Source organism: Pontibacter ramchanderi (assembly GCF_002846395.1).
Lineage (GTDB): Bacteria > Bacteroidota > Bacteroidia > Cytophagales > Hymenobacteraceae > Pontibacter > Pontibacter ramchanderi.
On the sequence record NZ_PJMU01000001.1, the window covers coordinates 107,870 to 128,580 of the forward strand.

The window sequence follows — 20,711 nt, forward strand, 5'->3', positions numbered from 1 at the left end:
ATCTTAAACTCCTAAACTAAATCCAGATCACGCACTTCGATGTAGTTGCGGTGCAGGGTGATGGCGCCGGTTTGTTCCAGTTTTTTGAGCAGGCGGGAGATCACTTCACGGGAACTGTTAAGTTCGAGGGCAATTTGCTGGTGGGAGAGGCGGACTTCTTTGCCGCTTACTTTTACGTGGCGCTTCAGGTAGAATAATAAGCGCTCGTCTAACCCCTTGAAGGCAATGCTGTCGAGGGTTTGCAGCAGCTCTTCGAAGCGTTGGCGGTAGGAAGCGATCACGAAATTATGCCAGCTTTTGTACCGGGCCAGCCATTGCTCCGACAGGTGGGAGGGAATCAGGATCACCTCGGCTTCGGTCACGGCTTTGGCCATGATCTGGCTTTGCTCGTTTCGGGCGGTGCACATCATCGAAAGAGCGCAGGCATTGCCCGGTTCCAGGTAGTACATCAGAAACTCGTTGCCTTCGTCGTCCTCGCGGTATACCTTGAGCAAACCACTGAGAAGCAAAACAGTGGAGCGAATGTACTGTCCGGTGCGCATAACCTCTTCGCCTTCTTCCACTTGCCGGATGGTACTGTGTGCCAGTATCTCATCGAGAAGGGTTTGCTCAAACTGCGGGAATCTTTTCAGGATGGCTTCTTTCTGGGATATTTCCATGTTTTATGAAGGTTGTCTAACAGTAGATAGTTTTGGTACGTCCCGACTCTACAAGCATTGGGCTTACGCAGGAGATATTTCCCAAAAGGGAAAGAGCCCTCTCCTAAAGAGGGGTGAGGTTGTGTTTATGTTTACGCAAATAAGCAAAAAACCAGTGCAGGCACCAAGGGTACCCGCACTGGTAATTATAAATTTTATAGATCGCTTATTTGAAGTCGTTTACGGCCTCGCTCAAATCCAGCACCTGGGTGTCTGGCAAAGCGGCCTCTACAATGCTGCTGCCTGCCGCCGAGCGGTAACCACCGGCACAGTGCACCACCACGGGTTTGTCGGCCGGAATTTCGTTGGCACGCTCACGGAGTTCTGGGAGCGGAATATTAATGGCCTTGTCGAAGAACTTGCCGCCTTTCACTTCCGAAGCGTTGCGAATGTCCACGATCGTGTACTGGTCCTGATTTTCTCTGAATGCAGCCACATCGATCACAGGAGACTCCTCTTCACCAGCTTCGGTCTGCACAAAAGCGCCTTCGATCAGCAGTTCATAACCAATTTTAGAGGCTTTCTGGATCAGGTCATTCAGCTCTGCTTCTGTTTCAGCAATCAGGTAGTAGCGCTCATTCGGACCCACAATGCTACCCAGCCATGTTTCGAACTTGCCGCCGTTCTGGATGTTGATTGCGCCCTCAAGGTGTCCTTTTTTGAAGACCTTTTCGCTGCGCCCGTCCACAATCAAAGCGCCTTTGCCGGGCTTGTAGTTCTTCTCCAGCTTTTTCACGCCATCCAGACTCGGCTGCAGGGAAGGGGCTCCTTTCTTGTTTAGGCCCACATCGTAGCCAAAGTACTTCGGTATAAAAGGCTGGTCTTCGGTGAGTACTTTCACAAAAGCGTCTTCGCTCATTTCCTGTAGCGCATAGTTGGTCATTTTTTCAGCGCCGATGGTGCTGCTATTGGCTTCGCTCAAGCCCTTGCCGCAAAGTGTACCAGCTCCGTGGGCAGGATACACCAACACATCGTCATCCAGCTTCATCAGCTTTTCGCGGGTGCTGTGGTACATCTGGCGGGCCAGTTCTTCGCGTTTGGCCGTAATGTTACCGGCGCTCTCGCGCAGGTCCGGGCGACCCACATCACCGATGAAGAGCGTGTCGCCGGTGAACACGGCTTTGTCTTTGCCTTCGTGCTCCAGCACAATGCTGATGCCATCTGGTGAGTGACCCGGTGTATGAATGGACTTCAGTTTCACGTCTCCAATTGCCAGTACAGCGCCTTCGTCGAAGGTCTGGTGCGGATAGTCGGCACCTACCAGGCTGTGCGCATAAATAGTAGCACCTGTTTTTTCGTAAATTTCGAGGTGGGAGCTTACAAAGTCGGCATGCGGGTGCGTTTCGATCACGCCTACAATCCTGGCTTTGTTTTTTTCAGCAAAGTCGTAGTAAGGCTGCGGGTTACGGGCCGGGTCAACCAGCACGACTTCACCTGTTTTTTCACTCAGGATGGCATAGGCATAATGTGCTAAGCCTTTGTCTTCGAACTGTTCTATTTTCATTGGTTTTGGGGTTTACTTTTTAAATTCATCTGTAAGTCTCTCAGCACTTACCGATTTCAATACAAAGGTATAGAATGCAGTTGCCGCACACAGTGACGTAAGTCACATAGCGTTAATCACGGGTAAATTGTTGTTATTTTTAGTCGGGTATACCTAAAAAGTAAGTTGCGTTACAAAGTTGATGTTGTGAAAATTAGTGTTGTAGTACATGTCCTTCAGCGGAATATCCTTGTCGGGTGACGACCTGCCTACATAAAGCAAGCGGAAGCTGAGCCCGCCCAGCACCGGCTTGGTAGGAGTGTAGTTTAAGTCGGCCACCCAGCCCCAGTAAGACATGGCGCCATACTTGTTATACCTGTAATCGTTGGGCGCCGGCAGCCACGACCTGGCTACTGAAAACTCAGAGGAGAAATTACCCGCCCATTGTTTACAGGCCTTTGCCACCAGCAGATCCGACTTGCCCATACCTTCCATTCTACCTCTCGGGATGGTCGCGAAAAACTGTTCACGTCCCCATTCCCTTGGAAACAGAAATCGCCCATCACCATCGGTGTGCAGGTAGTTGAGCGACAGGTGCAGCTTGTTGGGTTCATAGGCCAGCATACCTCCAGCGAGCCACTGTTTCTGATCCGGGAAGTATACCAGCGTACTTTCAGGATTGCCGCCGTTGCCCACCTGGAACTGATACAAAGCCTCTATACCTGCCTTCACCTGAGGTGCCACCACGACTACCGCTTTGCCATAGCTGTTGTTCGATACGTTATCGATCCAATAGTTCCAGGCCTCCCCACTGAGTCGCTTATTCGGGTGTAACTGCAAGCCCGCCACAGCTACGCCTCTGGTTTGCGTGTGGTGCGCATAGCCCGACGGATTACCATTTGCATCCACCCCTGGCGAAAAAACACCGATGGATACATCCGCCCTGAGCCAGGAAACCGTACTTCTGGGAGAGAAGTGATCAAACCAGGCCAGCGTAAACAGGCCATTCTGCTGCAGCGGGAATTGTAATTTTATACCTTGAAAAGAGTAAGGCTTCATGCGTGTATCCTGCGCATTCATCAGGGAGGAGTTAAAACTGAAACGCCCTGCCTTGGCCCTGATTCTGGCGGAATTATATTCCAGGTATAGCTCGTCGAGACGGTCGAGGTCGGCTTTGTTGTGCGGATCTTCGATATCGAAAAGCTCCAATTCAAGCTTCGGGTGTTTCTCTGAAATGAAGTCTCGTTCCCAGATGTCGGACGAGAACAGATTGTAGGTAAACAAACCGGCGAAACCGAAGCGGAATCCGTAAAGGGAGGCCGTCTTATACCCGATTTCGGCCCCAATGGCATTGGCGTAATTGTCGGACAGGGCACCGTAGTTGAAAGTAGCCATGAAATAGTTGCGCACATGTCCCTCTACTTCGCCCTTTCTGAAAAGGTCCTGCACACTCCGGATCTGCACCGTGTCGTTTTCAGCAACTGAATCAGGTGCTGTATGTGGGCTGGTATGCTCCTGCGCAGAGACGCTTCCCCAGATCGTTGCAAGGTATAGAGCAGCTGACAGCGCCATTTTTTTAGGCATAGGTATAGCGTTTGATAACCGGGGCAGGTATACCTGCCCGGGCTGTTTCTAATTATTTTAAATGATAGGTGAGGAGCGGACGGATGCAGTGGTTCACCAAAGTTTCGGCGATGCTGCCATAGAAGATATGGCTGAAACCTTTGCGACCGTGCGTTCCGATCAGCACTAAATCCATATCCGACTCCTGATTAAAGTTGCGCACCCCGGCCGGCACCTTGCTATCGCTGCGGAAATGCAGTTCGTAGTTTTGCAACTGCAGCCTGTTGGCGAAGCGCTGCATCTGCTGGATGATGCTGTCGAGTTTCAGGTCGTCTTCCTTATCGATGATCTGCAGCAGGTGCAGTTGCGCCCCGAATAGTTGTTGCAGTGTCTTGATGGTGTTCACTGTTTTTTCCGGCTGTTTTTCGGCGCTGAAATCTGCCACCCACAGCATGTTTTTGATCGGCGTAATGGAGGCGTCTCTCTGAATGGTGATAACCGGAACCGTAGTGAAACGCACCACATGCTGCGCCTCAGAACCCGAGATGCGCTCAAACCAGCCATCGGCCCCCTCTGTTCCCATGATGATCAGATCGATGCCGTTCTTTTCGGCATACCTCGTCAGGCCGCTGGTAAGACCGCCGTATACCACTGCACTGCTGAATTCGAAGTTCACCTGCTTCCTGATCTCCTCAAAACCTGTCGTAGCTTGCTGCTCCAACTGTTTAATCTGACTTTTGTCCAGGTTCTCAGAAGAATCGGCTGTGCCTGCCCATTCTGCCTCGTTTACCTGAATGACATGCACCAGATGCGTATCCACCGGCGTTTTGTCCATCAGAAAAGCGAGAAATTCCAGTGCTTTGAAAGATACCGGGGTAAAGTCCATCGGCACCATGATGTTGAGTCTCTTTTCCATTGTGTGATTTGGTAATTGCTTGTAGCGCTGACTGTTGATTATTTTGTTTGTATTGTTTCTATTGTTGTTTTGGCGGCCACTAAGCGGGTTACAAAGCCCGGGCCGCTATGGTATACCCCTTCATGTAGGACGACTTCTTGCTCTTCCAGCACCTTTATTTCCATACCTGCAAAGTCTTGCTCAAGCAGGTCGGCCGTGTAGAGCATCGTTTTGTCTTTAGGCCCTCCGGAGGTATAGCCCAGTTGTTTGGGATGAAATGCCTCCAGTATGACCACGCCACCTGGTTTGAGCCATTTCTGTACTTTGGAGTGCAGGCCTAGGCGTACAGGTGCGGGGAGGTGCGCATAAACCAAGGCCACGGCATCTACGCTTTCCGGTTCAAGGGTAAAGCTTCCGGCATCAGCCAATCGGTAGTCGATGCTGACACTTTGCTGCGCAGCCAGCGCCAATGCTTTGACTTGCCCGGCCTCACTGTAGTCGAAGGCCAGCACATCCCAACCTTGCTTTGCGGCAAACACGGCGTTGCGGCCTTCCCCTTCGGCAGGTAACAGGAGCCTGCCAGGCTTCAGAACATGTAACTGCTCCCTTAGAAAGTCGTTTGGTTCAAGCCCATAGGCCATTTCCTGTTGGCCGTATCGTTCGTTCCAGAATTGCTGCATCGTGTCTTTATTTAATATACAGTACAAAAGTCAGCCATAGCGGCACGATCTTCAGTGACTATGGTTACATAGTCGATTTATTTTTAAACTTTTTGTATTAATTTAATTGTTGGGGCATGTAATTGATCTCAACAATTCCATATACCTTTGTGGCTGTCCGAAAACTGATGAGACTGTTATTTTGAAAAGATTTCTGTTGCTTTTGCTTATTAGCCTTACCTGCCTGAATTTATCGGGAGGCTATGCTATTGCTGCTGCAGTGATCAATTCACCGGCCGTTTCGGCTGACACGCTGCCGGAACACGACCGTCAGCATGTGTTGAAGAAAACTTCTCTTGAACTGCAAGTACTGCAGGTAAACAAGGAACACGAGGAAGACGACACAACGCCCTTTTCATTGCCGCTTTTAGACGGCAGCACCCTTTTCTATTCCTACCAGCCCGATTTTGAGCTGGTCAACAAACACTTTCTGGTGCATTACGGGGCGGCCATCAAAGACAGGCTACCTGCTGTTTATATCCTGCACTCCGTTTTCCGACTATAAGAACTTATCTTTTCTGGTAGGCTGCCATACCTTACGCAGCATTCGCTCTATGTTCTGCCGTTTCCTGGCCTTTAGAGCCTAACTACCATATCCCCATTTTTTATTTCTGCAGCACACTTAGCGAAAGCTATGCATGGGCTGCTGTCTATGTATCTGTTTGATACACACTATTTAGTTCACTCCATCTATCATTATTTATTAAATCAAAACCATCATGAACATCATGAAGAGTATTCTCATGCTTATGGGAGCGTGTGCCTTATTGTGCCAGGCCAGTTGTACGGACTCGAAAGGGGGGAAAGTAGAAGAAGCCCATACCAGGTACCTGGTCACCAGTCCGCTGAAAATGGACACGACCATCACCGAAGACTATGTCAGTCAGGTGCATGCGATTCGCCATATCGAGCTCAGGGCACAGGAAAGAGGCTACCTGCAGAAGATCTATGTAGACGAGGGGCAGGTGGTGAAGGCAGGCCAGCTCCTGTTCAAGATCATGCCCAATTTGTATGAAGCGGAGCTGCAGAAAGCACAGTCAGAAGCCAACTTTGCCCAGATCGAATACCAAAACACTAAGAAGCTGGCAGACGGCAACATTGTGTCGCCAAACGAACTGGCGATGGCCAAAGCCAAATGGGATAAGGCCAAGGCGGATGTTGCACTGGCTAAAGTGCACTTGCAATTTACCGAGATCAGAGCACCTTTCGATGGTATTGTCGGCCGCTTTCATGTGAGAGAAGGAAGCCTGCTGGAAGAGGGGGAGTTACTTTCTTCGCTTTCGGACAACAGCAAGATGTGGGTATACTACAACGTGCCCGAAGCCGAGTACCTGGATTTCAAGACCAAAGCTGACAACGTCCAGGCCACCACTGTGCGCCTGCTAATGGCCAACAACCAGCTTTTTGCACACCAGGGCGTGGTCGAGACCATACAGGCGGACTTCAACCACGAAACAGGCAACATCGCGTTCAGGGCAACTTTTCCGAACCCTGAAGGCCTGCTCCGACATGGTGAAACGGGTAATATTCGCATGGAAATTCCGCTCCAAAACGTGCTGCTGATCCCTCAGAAAGCCACATACGAAGTGCTGGACAAGAAATACGTGTATGTACTGGACAAGGACAATGTGCTGCGTTCGCGTGAAATCACCATCGAGGCCGAAATACCGCACATCTACGTGGTGCAGAAAGGCTTGCAGGAGAACGACAAGATTCTGCTGGAGGGCTTACGCCTGGTACGCGAAAACGAAAAGATCAATTCCCAATTTGTAGCACCTGCTACCGTACTCGCGCAGCTAGACTTGTATGCCGAGTAGCCAGGTCATCTAAATAGCAAAAGACATGTTTAGTAAATTCATACACAGGCCTGTATTCGCGATTGTGATATCGGTCATGATTGTTTTTGTGGGAACGCTGGCCATTAAAAAGCTGCCGATTTCCCAGTTCCCCGATATTGCCCCGACCACGGTCAATATCTTCATCGCCTACCCTGGCTCCAGTGCCGACGTGCTGGTGAACTCGACCCTGATCACGCTCGAGCAGGCCATCAACGGCGTGGAAGGCATGCGCTACATCGCCACCGATGCCACCAGTGCGGGGGAGGCCACGCTGCGTATCATTTTTGAGCCAGGCACTGACCCCAACGATGCGGTGGTGCGGGTGAAAACCCGTGTGGACCAGGTAATGCCATTGCTGCCTGAACTGGTGCAGCGCGAAGGCGTGGTGATCACGCCCGTTCAACCGAGTATGTTGATGTATGTGAACCTCTACTCCAAGAATGAAAGCATGGACGAGAAGTTCCTCTTCAACTACGCCACCGTGAAGATGATCCCAGAGATACAGCGCATCAAAGGGGTGGCGCGGGCGCAGATTTTGGGTAGCCGCCGCTATGCCATGCGTATCTGGCTGAACCCTGACCGTATGCGAGCCTACAACATTTCGTCTGACGAGGTGATGAAAGCGCTGGAGGAGCAGAGTATCATTGGTCGTCCAGGCCGTTTGGGGCAGAGCTCAGGTATAGCCGCGCAGTCGCTGGAGTATGTGCTCACTTACAAAGGCAGGTATAACAAACCCGAGGAGTACGAGGGCATTATTGTGCGGGCCAATGCCGAGGGCGAGATCATCCATCTGAAAGACATCGCCACAGTCGAGCTCGGTAGCGAGTTTTTCGACATTTACTCAAACCTCGACGGTAAGCCGTCAGCGGCGATAGTACTCAAGCAGAACTACGGCAGCAACGCCAGCGATGTGATTGCCGACGTGAAAGCCCAGCTGGAGGAAATGCGTCCATACTTCCCACCAGGTATGGACTATAAGATCAGCTATGACGTGTCGCAGTTCCTTGACGCCTCCATTGAGCAAGTGATCCATACCTTGCGGGACGCCTTTATACTGGTGGCGATCGTGGTGTTCATCTTCCTGGGCGACTGGCGCTCTACCCTTATACCTATCCTGGCGGTGCCTGTGTCGCTGGTGGGGGCCTTTTTTGTGATTCAGTTCTTCGGGCTTTCCATCAACCTGGTCACTCTGTTTGCGCTTGTACTGGCCATCGGTATCGTGGTGGACGACGCGATTGTGGTGGTAGAGGCCGTCCATGCTAAAATGGAGGAAGAGCCGCATTTGTCGCCTTACAATGCCGTTAGAAAAGTGCTGGGTGAAATCAGCGGGGCCATTATCGCGATCACGGCGGTGATGGTGGCGGTGTTCCTGCCCATCTCGTTCATGTCGGGTCCTGTGGGTACCTTTTACCGCCAGTTTTCCATTACCATGGCTAGCTCCATTGTCATTTCTGCCCTGGTTGCGCTTACACTGACGCCCGTGCTGTGCGCCATGTTGCTCAAGAACCATCATGGAAAGGAGAAGAAGAGAAACATTCTGACCAGGTCGCTCGACAGCTTTAACCGTGGATTCGAGAAACTGACGGGCAGGTATGTAAGCTTGCTGCGAAACATGGTGAGCCGTAAGTGGCTGACCTTTGCCATTCTCGTGGCTTTCGGCGCTGCCATTTTTGTGCAGAACCAGGTGCTGCCGTCTGGTTTCATCCCGAACGAAGATCAGGGCACGATCTACGCCATCATCCAGACGCCTCCAGGATCTACTTTGGAGAAAACGAACGAGGTGTCGCAGCGACTGCAGAAGATCTGCGAAGAGATTGATGGGGTGGAGTCGGTGTCGTCGCTGGCGGGGTACGAGATCATGACCGAGGGCAGGGGATCCAACGCGGGTACCTGTCTGATCAACCTGAAGCCCTGGTCAGAGCGCCATCACAACGTGAAAGAGATCATGGAAGAGCTGGAGGAGAAATCGCATGGCTTGGGTGCCGTGGTCGAGTTCTTTGAACCACCCGCTATACCTGGCTTTGGTTCTTCGGGTGGTTTCTCGATGCGCTTGCTGGACAAAAACTCCGAAACCGATTACCACGAGTTTGACAAGGTAAACCAACAGTTCATGGACAACCTGCGCAAGCGCAAAGAACTTTCGGGGCTGTTCACGTTCTTCGCCGCCAACTATCCGCAGTACGAACTGCAGATCGACAACAAACTGGCCATGCAGAAAGGCGTGTCGATTGAAAGTGCGATGGAGAACCTCAACATTTTAATAGGCAGTACCTACGAGCAGGGTTTTATCAAATTCAACCAGTTCTTTAAGGTATACGTGCAGTCCGACCCGCAATTCAGACGGCTGCCTTCGGATGTGATGAAGCTGTACGTGCGCAACGACCAGGGCGAAATGGTGCCTTACTCGGCATTTATGAAGCTGAAGAAAACGCAGGGCCCGAACGAGGTCATGCGCTTTAACCTGTACAACTCTGCCGCCATCCAGGGACTACCAGCCAAAGGCTATACCACGGCCGATGCCATACAGGCGGTGCGGGAGGTGGCCAAAGAGACGCTGCCAAAAGGCTACGACATTGCCTGGGAGGGTTTGTCGTATGACGAGGCGAGCAGGGGCAACGAGGCGCTTTATGTTTTCTTGATCGTGGTGGTGTTTGTGTACTTCGTGCTAGCAGCCCAGTATGAGAGCTTTATTATTCCGCTGGCCGTGGTATTCTCGCTGCCAGTCGGGGTGTTCGGTTCGTTTCTGGTGCTGCAGCTGATGGGGCTCGAAAACAACATCTATGCCCAGGTAGGTCTGATCATGCTGATCGGTTTGCTAGGTAAAAACGCCGTGCTGATCGTGGAGTTCGCCGTGCAGAAGCGACAGGAGGGCGCCACCATTTTTGATGCTGCCATTGAGGGTGCCAAAGTGCGTTTCCGCCCAATCCTGATGACTTCTTTCGCTTTTATCGCTGGTTTGATTCCGCTGATCATCGCGACGGGTGCAGGTGCCATCGGTAACCGCACCATCGGGGCTTCAGCGCTCGGCGGCATGCTGTTCGGTACCATCTTCGGTGTCATCATTGTGCCTGGTTTGTACTACATTTTCGCGCACCTGGCCGATGGTCGTCACCTGATCAGATTTGAGCACGAAACCCCGTTGACAGAGAGCTTGGGCGTGCTGGAGGAAAAAGAACTTTTAACCGAAGAAGTGGAGTACAATGCTTAAGAAAATCATCTATAAATGCCTGGGAGTAGGTTGTCTGGCACTTAGCCTGACGGCCTGTGTGACCCCATCGGCTATTCAAAAAACAGAGAACAGAGCGGTACCAGCGAGTTACGTCAACTCGCTGGATACCACCAATACAGGCACCTTTGGCTGGAGAAGCTATTTCGATGACCCCTACCTGGCCGCTCTGATCGATACGGCCCTGCAGCACAACCAGGAGCTAAACATCACACTGCAGGAAATCGAGATCTCTAAAAACGAGGTTAGGGTCCGCAAAGGGGAATACCTGCCATCGGTAGGTATACGGGCGGGCGCTGGCGTAGACAAAGTGGGTCGTTTTACCAACATCGGCGCCATGGAGGCCAACACTAATATCGAAGGTGATAGGGCCATGCCCGAGCCTGTGCCTGATTTCATGGTGGGGGCTTTTGCCAACTGGGAGGTGGACGTGTGGCACAAGCTACGCAACGCCAAAAAAGCAGCGGTCTACCGCTATCTGTCTTCAGTAGAGGGGCGAAACTTCATGGTGACCAACCTGATCTCCGAGATAGCCGATGCCTACTACGAGTTGCTGGCGCTGGACAACGAACTGGCGATTGTGCAACAGAACATCGAACTGCAGCAAAATGCCCTGCGCATCGTGAAGGTGCAGAAGGAAGCTACCCGTGTGACCGAACTGGCTGTTCGCAGATTTGAGGCGCAGCTGCTGCATACGCAGCGGCTGCAGTACGACATTCAGCAGAAAATCATCGAGACCGAAAACCAGCTTAACTTTCTGGTCGGCAGATTTCCGCAGCCAATAATTCGCCCTACAGGTGCCTTCGTGCAGCTGACACCTGCCACCGTGCAGGCAGGTATACCTGCGCAATTGCTGGCGAACCGCCCCGACATCAAGCAGGCGGAGCTGGAACTGGCTGCCGCCAAGCTGGATGTAAAAGTGGCCAAAGCTTTGTTTTACCCATCCGTAGGCATCACTGCAGGTATAGGCTATCAAGCGTTCAACCCGAGTTTTTTGCTGAATCCTGAGTCCTTGCTGTATACCCTGGCTGGCGATTTGGCGGCTCCTTTGGTCAACCGAAATGCGCTAAAGGCCAGCTATTACAGTGCCAATGCCAAACAACTGCAGGCGGTCTTCAACTACGAGCGCACCATCCTGAAAGCCTACATTGAAGTGCTTAATCAGGTGTCGAAGATCGATAACCTGGAGAAAAGCTATGACCTGAAATCCAGGGAGGTGGAGGCGTTCAACCATTCGGTTAGCATTTCAAAGGACCTGTTCGCTTCGGCTAGAGCCGATTACATGGAGGTGCTCCTGACCCAGCGGGAAGCGCTGGAGGCGAAGTTTGAGTTGATTGAAACGAAGAAAGAGCAGCTAATTGCCAGAGTGCAGGTATACCGTGCCTTGGGCGGCGGCTGGAAATAATGAGTATACCTGGTGCTGTGTCTGTTTGAATAGAGCAGAGCAATTCTTCTTTGCTTAGCCTAGAAAAAGGTGCCTTTAGGTACAACAGGAAACCATGCTATGTCGTTTACAACATACACAGCACCAGATACTTCATTTGTTCAGGAAAACTATTACATACTGATTTTTCTGCAGTAAAATTCGTTCCGACAGGAGGAATATAAGCTATTGTCTGACAAATTATCTGGTGATTATGAAGCATCTATTTTCAGCGGTCCTCCTCTGGACTTTCTTGCTGACTGGCTTTGCGGCCAGCGCGCAAACTACCCAAAACAAAAACACCTGGCAGCACAGCTACGAAGCAGCCGCCAAACAGGCAGCGGCGGAGCACAAACCGATCCTGATGGTTTTTGCTGGCTCCGACTGGTGCAAACCCTGCATCATGCTGCGCAAAGAGGTATGGGACAGCCCTGCGTTTCAGAGCTATGCCAAAGACCATTTCGTGTTGCTGGAGCTGGACTTCCCCCGTTTTAAAAAGAACCAACTCCCTGAGGAACAGAAAAAATACAACGAGAAACTGGCTGAACGATATAACCAGGAGGGTGTTTTTCCGCTGGTTGTCCTGACCGATGAGCAAGGCAAGGTTTTAGGTAAAACGGGCTATCAGGCGGGCGGCCCCGACCAATACATTGCGCACTTGGAGCAACTCCTGCACCAGAAGTAACTACCATTCACTTTAAAGCTTCATGGCAATGTATAAGCTACTAAACACCCTACTGGCTGCACTGCTCCTGATGCATGGTGCAGCACAGGCGCAGACTCCCCAACAGGCGCTGAAAACGCAGAAGAAAGTACTCTTGCTGATGGGTACCCGCTTTGAGCTGGTGGCTGTGTCGGAAGACGAGCAGCTCTCAAACAAGGCCATAGAGGCAGGTATAGCGGAAATTCAGCGAATCGAAGCACTAATATCGGAGTGGCAACCGACTTCACAAACCAGCGCCATCAATCGCAGCGCGGGTGGCATGGCCGTTTCTGTGGACGAAGAATTGTACGAGCTTATCCGCCGTAGTCTGCGCATCTCGGAGTTAACAGGCGGGGCGTTCGACATCAGTTGGGCGGCGGCTGATAAGGTATGGAAGTTCGATGGCTCCATGAAAACCTTGCCTGATTCGCAGACGGTGACGAACTCCATACGTCACATCGGCTACAATAAAATACAGCTTATACCTGAAACGCACAGCGTATACCTGCAGGAACAGGGGATGAAGATCGGGTTCGGGGCCATTGGCAAAGGCTACGCTGCTAACAGGGCCCGCGACGTAATGCGCAAAATGGGCATCAGGAGTGGGGTGGTGAACGCAGCGGGCGATCTGATCACCTGGGGTAAGCAGGCAGACGGTCAGCCCTGGTACATTGGTATTGCCGACCCTGCCGAGAAAGACAAGGTATTCTCCTGGCTCACCGCCGACCATACCGCCATCGTGACATCTGGAAGCTACGAAAAGTTTGCCGAGATCGGTGGCAAACGTTACGCCCATATCATAGACCCCCGCACAGGCTATCCTGCCACTGGCCTGAAGAGTGTGACCATTATTTGTCCTGATGCAGAGCTCGCGGATGCCCTGGCTACGGCCACCATGGTGTTGGGTCGTGAGGAGGGGCTATACCTGATCAACCAGTTAAAAGGGGTAGAGTGCCTCATGATCACCGATCAGGATGAAATGGTCACGTCAGAAAACCTGCACCTGCATTATTACCAGAACAAGCCGCAGCCTGTTAAGGCGGCTATACCTGCCAAAACCTCTAAAATGTAATCGGGATGACACACACGAAAGTCTATTTTCAAGTAGCAGGCGCCTTGTTATCGCTTGTGCTGCTAAGTGGCTGTGAGGTGGTGAAGCCTTACCAGAAAACCTTGTTGAACGAGGAGGAGATGAAGCTGAGCGCCCGCAAGTTGGAGCGTTTCGAAACCAATTTTCAATCATACCGTGAGGGTGCCTCGGGTGCAAACGGAGGTAAAGTAGGAGGGGGGTGCGGATGCAACTAAGGTATATCGGGCTCGTAATGGCTTACACACTCGCTACCACAGCCTTTGCGCAAACCACCAGCACGACTGCCCCTGCGCGGCGCGTGCGAAAACTGGACCCTGCTGAAGTCAATATCCTGGGGAGCTATTACAGTCAGGATGGCAACCATTCGCCCGTTACGGGAGGCATTGGAACGGAGCAGCTGACTGATGTTACCCCGACCATTATTGTGAATGTGCCGCTCGATACGGTGACCCACCTGAACATCAGCTTCGGGATGGACTTCTACTCTTCCGCTTCCACCGACAACATCGACTACAACGTGTCGTCGGCGTCGAGCTCGGACCTGCGTACGCACCTGAACATCGGCTTGAGTCGCCGCAATTCTTTGTCACGCATCACCCGAAGCCTCTTTGTTGGAGGCTCTACTGAGTACGATTACCAGTCGCTGTCGGTGGGGGCGGGCTGGGCGCAGGAGTCGCGGGACGGTAACCGCGAACTCAGCCTGACGGGCATGATCTACTACGATACCTGGACGCTGATTTATCCCGAAGAACTGCGCAAGGGAGCTCCTTGGGTGAGCACCAACAAGCGACAATCCTACAACCTGTCGGCTACCCTGTCGCAGGTGATCAACCAGAAAATGCAGGCCTCGCTGAGCACCGATATCGTGTACCAGTCGGGTTTGCTTTCTACGCCTTTTCACAGAGTATACTTTCAGGAACAAGCACAGGCGCAGGTAGAGCAATTACCCAATCAGCGGCTGAAGTACCCGATCGGGTTGCGGGTGAATTATTACCTGAACGACTATGTAACGTCTCGTTTTTTCTACCGTTTCTACAGCGACAACTGGGGCATAACGGCCAATACCATCGAGCTGGAGACGCCCATCAAGTTCGGACCTTTCTTCTCGTTCTATCCTTTTTATCGCTTCCATACCCAAACGGCCGCGGACTATTTTGCCCCCTACAAAGCGCACAGCCTGAGTCAGGAGTTCTATACTTCCGACTACGACTTGGCGGGCTTCACCAGCCACAAGGCAGGGTTGGGACTGCGCTACTCGCCGCTGTCAGGCATAGCCAAATTCAACCTGCCCTTTGGCAAGAATAAAACATCCCTGAAAGGGATAGAGCTGCGGGGCGCCAGCTACTGGCGTAACGATGGGTTGAAAGCCTTTATCATCAGCACGGATCTGAACTTCACGTTACCTGCCAGCAAATAGCTTTGTGGTTGAAAGTACTGGTGTGCCAATATTAGGTTTTGCCTTCAGCGATTTGTCCCATCAGCGTTTTGCTAAGCCTTTTTTAGCTGGTTACAGGATATACATTAATTTCGTGCTGTTCGCTCTTTTTTTCTGCGCGCCCTCAGGTAGATCTTTCCTAATTCGTTTACCAGCAATGGAACCAGTCCGAGCAGCAAAACCATCCACCAGCCCTGGGTATCCAGTATTGTCAGATTAAAAGCCTCCCGCATGAAAGGAGTGGCAATAACAATTAACTGCAATCCAAGTCCGATCAGGATAGCACCCAGCAGGTACCTGTTCGAAAAAAGGCCCAACTGGAAAATGGATTTGGTTTGATGCCGCATGGCCAGGGCATAAAACAGCTGACTCGCCACCAATGTCATAAAGGCCAGGGTTCGGGCATTCTCCAGTGTTTCAGTGGGCACGGCTTTGTCAAACGGACTGTAGCCGTGCTCGTAGTAGCCGAACCAGAAGGCGAAAATTGTGAGTACGCCAATCAGCAGGCCACCCCCCATGACACGCCAGCCCGCAATGCCCGTGAAGAAACTTTCCTTCGGGTCGCGCGGCTTTTCCTGCATCACATCCGGGTCGCCGGGGTCCATACCCAGCGCCACGGCTGGCAAGGAGTCGGTGAGGAGGTTGATCCAGAGCAGTTGGGTAGCAATCAAGGGGGCTTCCCAGCCAATCATCAGCGTGATGAACATGGCCACGACCTCACCCAGGTTGCAGCTAAGCAAAAAGAGGACAGCTTTGCGGATGTTGTTGTAAATGTTCCGGCCCTGCTCGATGGCCGACACAATGGTGGCAAAGTTATCGTCAGTCAGAATCATGTCGGAAGCGCCTTTGGCCACGTCAGTACCCGTAATGCCCATGGCCACCCCAATGTCGGCGGTATTGAGCGAGGGCGCATCGTTCACGCCATCACCGGTCATCGACACAATGTTGCCCTGCGCTTTGAGTGCCCGCACAATACGCACCTTGTGCTCTGGCGAAACACGTGCGAAAATGCGGAAATCGCTTACCCGCTGGCTAAACTCGCTGTCCGTCAGCTCGTCTATTTCCTGGCCCGTCATAACCTGACCTGGCTGGTCGGCTATACCTAGCTGGCGGGCGATGGCGAAGGCGGTGATTTTGTGGTCGCCTGTGATCATGACTGTGGTGATGCCTGCTTCCTTTGCCTGGTGCACCGATTCCTTTACCGTTGTGCGTGGCGGGTCCATCATGCCCACAAGGCCCAGCAAAATCAGGTCTTGCTCCATCTCCGAAGCACCCAGCAGCTTATCTGTCGGCTTGTAGGCAACTCCCAGGGTGCGCAGCGCCTGCTCCGACATGCGTTGGGTCGCTTCCTGAAAGGCTTGTCTATGTGCTTCTGTGAGGGGAATCACCACGCCGTTTTCCTGCACCTGGGTGGCGATCTTCAGCAAGTTGTCGATGGCGCCTTTGGTATAAACCCGATACCTGCCGTCGGCCTCTACCAGGGTCGACATCATTTTGCGGTCCGAATCAAACGCATACTCATCAAGGCGTTTGTGCCGCTGCGCCAAGGCCGCACGGTCTATACCTAAGTCATCCGCCAATAGCAGCAGGGCTATTTCGGTTGGGTCGCCTGTGCCTTCGCCGTTTTGGTAGGTGGCATCCGAGCAAAGCACCATGGCGCTGGCCAGTAGGGTAGCATCCGCCGTAGGCAAATTACCAGCCTTTACCGTTGTCTCCCCCTCCAGCGTAAAGTATTTCATCACCGTCATCTTGTTCTGCGTGAGGGTACCCGTTTTGTCGGAGCAGATGATGTTGACGGAGCCCAGCGTTTCCACGGCTGGCAGGCGGCGGATGATGGCGTTGCGTTTGGACATGCTCGTGACCCCGATCGAGAGCACAATGGCCACAATGGCGGCCAGTCCCTCGGGTATAGACGCCACGGCCAGCGACACTGAGATCAGGAACATCTCGGCCAGGTCGCGGCCCTGCAGCAGCGCCACTAAGAAGATCAGCACACAGATGCCAATGGCGAACTTGCCGAGGGTTTTGCCGAGGTGGTTCAGCCTGACTTCAAGCGGTGTTTTACCTTCTTCCTCGGTTTGGATGATGGTGGCGATCTTGCCCACCTCGGTTTGCATGCCCGTGCTTACTACCACTCCCATGCCTCTGCCCGCCGTCACGAGCGTGGACATAAAGGCCGCATTGTCGCGGTCACCGAGCGGCGTGTTGGGGGCTTCCATGGTAATGGAGGCGTCTTTAGGAGAAGGAACCGATTCACCAGTCAGGGCCGATTCCTCTATTTGCAGGTTGGCTGACTCCAGCAGGCGCAGGTCAGCGGCCACATACCTGCCTGTGTCCAGCACCAGTACATCGCCAGGCACCACCGCTTCAGAATCAATTTCCTGCACAACCCCATCCCGTCGCACGAGTGCTTTGGGGGAGGAGATCTTTTGCAACGCTTCGATGGCATTGCCCGCTTTCACTTCCTGCACCACACCCAGCACGGCGTTTAGTATGATCACGGTCACGATGATGATGGAGTCGATGTACTCGCCCATGAACAGGGTGATCACCACGGCGGCAAACAGCACGTAGATCAGCCAGTCATTTAATTGTGCCAGGAATAGTTGGATGACGCTCTTTTTCTTCTTGGCTGTCAGTTTGTTGGGTCCGTACTTGTTCAGGCGGGTCTTAGCCTCGGCATCCGATAGGCCCTGTGTCGGGTTTACCGCGAGGTCAGTGAGAACGGTCTCGATTGGTTTGGAGAACCACATGGCGCTGCATCGTTAAGTTATAGCGTGATCCGAAGATCGCGAAGGTTTTGGGTATACCGGACAGGCTTGGTACAAAAGACTACAACCCGAAGGTATAGAATGGCTGGCAGTACGGCAAGCTTGATTTTGTGATCTGCTTCAGGGATAGTAAATCTGGGGAATTGGCACATTCTGTTAAACCTGTTTATGGTTAATGCTCACAAAATTTACTAAGAACACAATGGCCACTTTCTACCTAACACAACAGATGTAGAAGGAAAGTTAAGTATAACGGTTAAGCAAATTTCTGGAAATAAAAATTTGTATCCTTTTGTTTTTTTATGGTGTTATACGTATTTATTCTATTGCGTATGAGACCTAAGTCCCTAACTGATAGCTCCACAGCACCATGAAGAGAAAAACACGGATATTGGTTACAGGAAGTGCTGGCTTCATCGGCCACCATGTGGTGATGGCGTTGCAGGAGAAAGAGTTGGAGGTAGTGGGACTGGATGTGATCAACCACTATTACGACCCTGATTTGAAGTATAACCGCCTGAAAGAGCAGGGCTTTGACAGATCACAGATCGGGTACGGTACCTGTATCCGGAGTGCCACAACCCCATTCAGCCAATTTGTGATGCTCGATCTGACAGACAGGAGCGCGCTGGAGAAGCTGTTTCAGGAAAAGCAGTTCGATGTGGTGGTGCACCTGGCTGCGCAGGCCGGTGTGCTCTATAGCCTGGAAAACCCGATGGCTTATGTGGAGAGCAATCTGGTGGGCTTTGCCAACATGCTCGAAGCGTGCCGGCAGCATCCTGTCAAGCATTTTCTGTTTGCCTCTTCCAGCTCAGTCTACGGTCAGAATGTGGAAATCCCCTTCGCCACCCACCATAAAACAGACCAGCCGATTTCGTTTTATGCCGCCACCAAAAAGGCGAACGAGGTGATGGCCCACAGTTATGCCCATTTGTACGGTATCCCGACCACAGGCATGCGCTTTTTTACGGTGTATGGTCCGTGGGGAAGACCGGATATGGCCTGCTATCAGTTTGCTAAGTGCATTGCCGAAGGGCGTACGATCAGGCTTTACAACCAGGGCAACATGTGGCGCGATTTCACTTACATAGACGATGTGGTGGCCGGTGTGATGAAACTCCTGACACGTGCTCCTAAAGTCACTAAAAAGAAAAAAATTACCGAAGCCCCTTTCCGCCTGTACAACATTGGCAATAACCAGCCTGTGCAGCTGCTCGAAATGGTGGCTTTGCTGGAGCGCGGCTTGCGCAAAAAGGCCAACATTGACCTGTTGCCAATGCAACCCGGCGATGTGCCCGTGACCTATGCCGATGTGGAGTCGTTGGTGACGGCCACTGGGTATAGGCCCCGCACGACCCTGGAAGCAGGTATAGGAAAGTTCCTGGACTGGTTTAAGGCCTACTACACCACAATGCCAACTGAAAAAGCTGCATAAAAAGATAAAGGTATGGTAAATGAATTCTACAGTGAAGCACCTTTAAAATCAACCCTCACGATACTGGTGCCGGTATACAACGAAGCCGAGTGCCTGTTGCGACTCAGCGAGGCCCTGGATGCTTTCCTTCCGCAGTCGCCGATGCCTGCGCAGGTACTGTTCATCAACGATGGCTCGACAGACAACAGCCTGCACATGATGCGTGAAATATGTGCCCGACGCCAGCATTACGGCTACATTTCGCTGAGCCAGAACAAAGGGCTGAGTACGGCCATCAAGGCAGGTATAGACCATTGCCAGAGCACCTACATTGGCTACATCGACGCCGACCTGCAAACCTCACCGCTCGATTTTCTGCTATTTTTCGAGCACCTGCCGGAATACGAAATGGTGTGCGGCATCCGGATGAAGCGAAAGGACACCTTTGTGAAGAAAATCTCCTCCCGCATCGCCAACGGATTCAGACGGCGCATGATCAACGACGGCATTGTGGACACGGGCTGTCCGCTTAAAATTGTGGATGCGGCCTATGCGAAGCGGGTGCCATTTTTTGACGGCATGCACCGCTTTCTGCCTGCCCTCATTCAATTGCAGGGCGGCAGAGTAAAGCAGGTGCCGGTACAACATTTTGAGCGCTATGCGGGCACTTCCAAATACCACTTGTTTAACCGCATCTGGGGGCCGCTGAACGATACCTTCGCCTTCCGGTGGATGCGCAAACGCTACATCAGCTATACCATTGCCGAACAATCCGTGAACAAGACAGCCGCACAGCATGAGCAGGTCTGAAATAGGCATACTGAGTCTGGGGCTGATGGCGCAGGCGCTTTTTTCTGCGCGCATCCTGGTGCAATGGATCAAGTCGGAGCGGGCCGGAAGGGTGCTGTCGCCTACCTCTTTCTGGACCTTCAGCCTGCTGGCCTCTTTTCTGCTGATGCTCTACGGCATGTTCCGGCAGGACCTGGTGATCATCGGTGGGCAGGTGGTCTCGTACCTGATCTATTTGCGCAACCTGCAGTTCAAAGGAGTTTGGGGTGATTTGCCCGGCTGGGTGCGCTGGCCGGCGCTGTTGTTCCCGATCGCCACATTCGTCTGGTTGCTTTTCGGGGATGCGTACAGCCTGGCGTATATCTGGAAGCACAGCAATGTGTCGGGTTTGCTCATAGCCTGGGGTGGGGCGGGACAGGTTATTTTCACGCTTCGCTTTGTGTACCAGTGGTATTACTCCGAACTGGCACAGGAGTCGATCTTGCCGAATGGTTTTTGGGTGATCAGCCTGGTGGGCAGCCTGATGATTGTGACCTATGCCGTGCTGCGCCTTGACCCGGTCTTGCTGCTCGGGCAAGTGGTGGGTGTAGTGGCCTACAGTCGAAACCTATACCTGGGCCTGCAAAAGCAGTCGGCCAGTCAACGCACCGTTTCCTGACAGGCT

Annotated in this window: 17 protein-coding genes; 11 read left to right on the forward strand and 6 right to left on the reverse strand. The window is 52.4% G+C overall.

Annotated elements, in window-relative coordinates; all coding sequences use genetic code 11:
* Positions 1 to 11 precede the first annotated feature (11 nt).
* From BD749_RS00490 to BD749_RS00510, 5 genes are all read right to left on the reverse strand, one after another.
* The gene (locus tag BD749_RS00490) at positions 12 to 659 is read right to left on the reverse strand and encodes a Crp/Fnr family transcriptional regulator (protein ID WP_101442428.1); all 648 of its coding nucleotides are present in this window, start codon (positions 657 to 659) and stop codon (positions 12 to 14) included.
* Between the two features lie 205 nt (positions 660 to 864).
* Positions 865 to 2,202, reverse strand: a complete 1,338-nt coding sequence (locus BD749_RS00495; RefSeq protein WP_101442429.1) for an MBL fold metallo-hydrolase — start codon at positions 2,200 to 2,202, stop codon at positions 865 to 867.
* A gap of 153 nt (positions 2,203 to 2,355) precedes the next feature.
* Complete coding sequence (locus tag BD749_RS00500; RefSeq protein WP_101442430.1) at positions 2,356 to 3,765, reverse strand: porin; 1,410 nt, start codon at positions 3,763 to 3,765, stop codon at positions 2,356 to 2,358.
* 52 nt (positions 3,766 to 3,817) lie between these two features.
* On the reverse strand, positions 3,818 to 4,660 hold the full coding sequence (locus BD749_RS00505; RefSeq protein ID WP_101442431.1) for a universal stress protein: 843 nt from the start codon (positions 4,658 to 4,660) through the stop codon (positions 3,818 to 3,820).
* 38 nt (positions 4,661 to 4,698) lie between these two features.
* Complete coding sequence (locus tag BD749_RS00510) at positions 4,699 to 5,319, reverse strand: class I SAM-dependent methyltransferase (protein WP_101442432.1); 621 nt, start codon at positions 5,317 to 5,319, stop codon at positions 4,699 to 4,701.
* Positions 5,320 to 5,500: 181 nt separating this feature from the next.
* Between BD749_RS00510 and BD749_RS00515 the strand changes: the two genes are divergently transcribed.
* The 8 genes from BD749_RS00515 (at position 5,501) to BD749_RS00550 (ending at position 15,055) form a co-directional block, all read left to right on the forward strand.
* Complete coding sequence (locus tag BD749_RS00515) at positions 5,501 to 5,863, forward strand: hypothetical protein (protein WP_143741203.1); 363 nt, start codon at positions 5,501 to 5,503, stop codon at positions 5,861 to 5,863.
* 223 nt (positions 5,864 to 6,086) lie between these two features.
* Entirely contained in the window at positions 6,087 to 7,175 is a 1,089-nt protein-coding gene (locus BD749_RS00520; protein WP_101443562.1) for an efflux RND transporter periplasmic adaptor subunit, read from the forward strand.
* A 25-nt stretch (positions 7,176 to 7,200) separates the two neighbouring features.
* Complete coding sequence (locus BD749_RS00525; protein WP_101442434.1) at positions 7,201 to 10,404, forward strand: efflux RND transporter permease subunit; 3,204 nt, start codon at positions 7,201 to 7,203, stop codon at positions 10,402 to 10,404.
* Positions 10,397 to 11,827 carry a TolC family protein gene (locus tag BD749_RS00530; protein ID WP_101442435.1) on the forward strand — a complete coding sequence of 477 codons (1,431 nt, stop codon included), beginning with the start codon at positions 10,397 to 10,399 and terminating at the stop codon, positions 11,825 to 11,827. Before BD749_RS00525 ends, BD749_RS00530 begins: the two co-directional genes overlap by 8 nt.
* 232 nt (positions 11,828 to 12,059) lie before the next feature.
* On the forward strand, positions 12,060 to 12,530 hold the full coding sequence (locus tag BD749_RS00535; protein WP_101442436.1) for a thioredoxin family protein: 471 nt from the start codon (positions 12,060 to 12,062) through the stop codon (positions 12,528 to 12,530).
* A gap of 28 nt (positions 12,531 to 12,558) precedes the next feature.
* On the forward strand, positions 12,559 to 13,620 hold the full coding sequence (locus BD749_RS00540) for an FAD:protein FMN transferase (RefSeq protein WP_101442437.1): 1,062 nt from the start codon (positions 12,559 to 12,561) through the stop codon (positions 13,618 to 13,620).
* 5 nt (positions 13,621 to 13,625) lie between these two features.
* Positions 13,626 to 13,853 (forward strand): DUF4266 domain-containing protein, encoded by a 228-nt coding sequence (locus BD749_RS00545; RefSeq protein WP_101442438.1) that lies wholly within the window; start codon positions 13,626 to 13,628, stop codon positions 13,851 to 13,853.
* A 17-nt stretch (positions 13,854 to 13,870) separates the two neighbouring features.
* Entirely contained in the window at positions 13,871 to 15,055 is a 1,185-nt protein-coding gene (locus BD749_RS00550) for a DUF3570 domain-containing protein (RefSeq protein ID WP_180336288.1), read from the forward strand.
* 104 nt (positions 15,056 to 15,159) lie between these two features.
* On the opposite strand, the gene BD749_RS00555 is transcribed toward BD749_RS00550, so the two are convergent.
* Positions 15,160 to 17,826 (reverse strand): cation-translocating P-type ATPase, encoded by a 2,667-nt coding sequence (locus tag BD749_RS00555; RefSeq protein WP_101442440.1) that lies wholly within the window; start codon positions 17,824 to 17,826, stop codon positions 15,160 to 15,162.
* A 388-nt stretch (positions 17,827 to 18,214) separates the two neighbouring features.
* On the opposite strand from BD749_RS00555, the gene BD749_RS00560 reads away from it, so the two are divergent.
* Genes BD749_RS00560 through BD749_RS00570 form a run of 3 tightly spaced genes read left to right on the forward strand, consistent with a single transcriptional unit; the run spans position 18,215 to position 20,705 of the window.
* The gene (locus tag BD749_RS00560; RefSeq protein WP_101442441.1) at positions 18,215 to 19,279 is read left to right on the forward strand and encodes an NAD-dependent epimerase/dehydratase family protein; all 1,065 of its coding nucleotides are present in this window, start codon (positions 18,215 to 18,217) and stop codon (positions 19,277 to 19,279) included.
* A gap of 12 nt (positions 19,280 to 19,291) precedes the next feature.
* Entirely contained in the window at positions 19,292 to 20,068 is a 777-nt protein-coding gene (locus BD749_RS00565; RefSeq protein ID WP_101442442.1) for a glycosyltransferase family 2 protein, read from the forward strand.
* Positions 20,055 to 20,705 (forward strand): lipid-A-disaccharide synthase N-terminal domain-containing protein, encoded by a 651-nt coding sequence (locus tag BD749_RS00570; protein ID WP_101442443.1) that lies wholly within the window; start codon positions 20,055 to 20,057, stop codon positions 20,703 to 20,705. The genes BD749_RS00565 and BD749_RS00570 overlap by 14 nt, the downstream gene beginning before the upstream one ends.
* Positions 20,706 to 20,711: the final 6 nt, after the last annotated feature.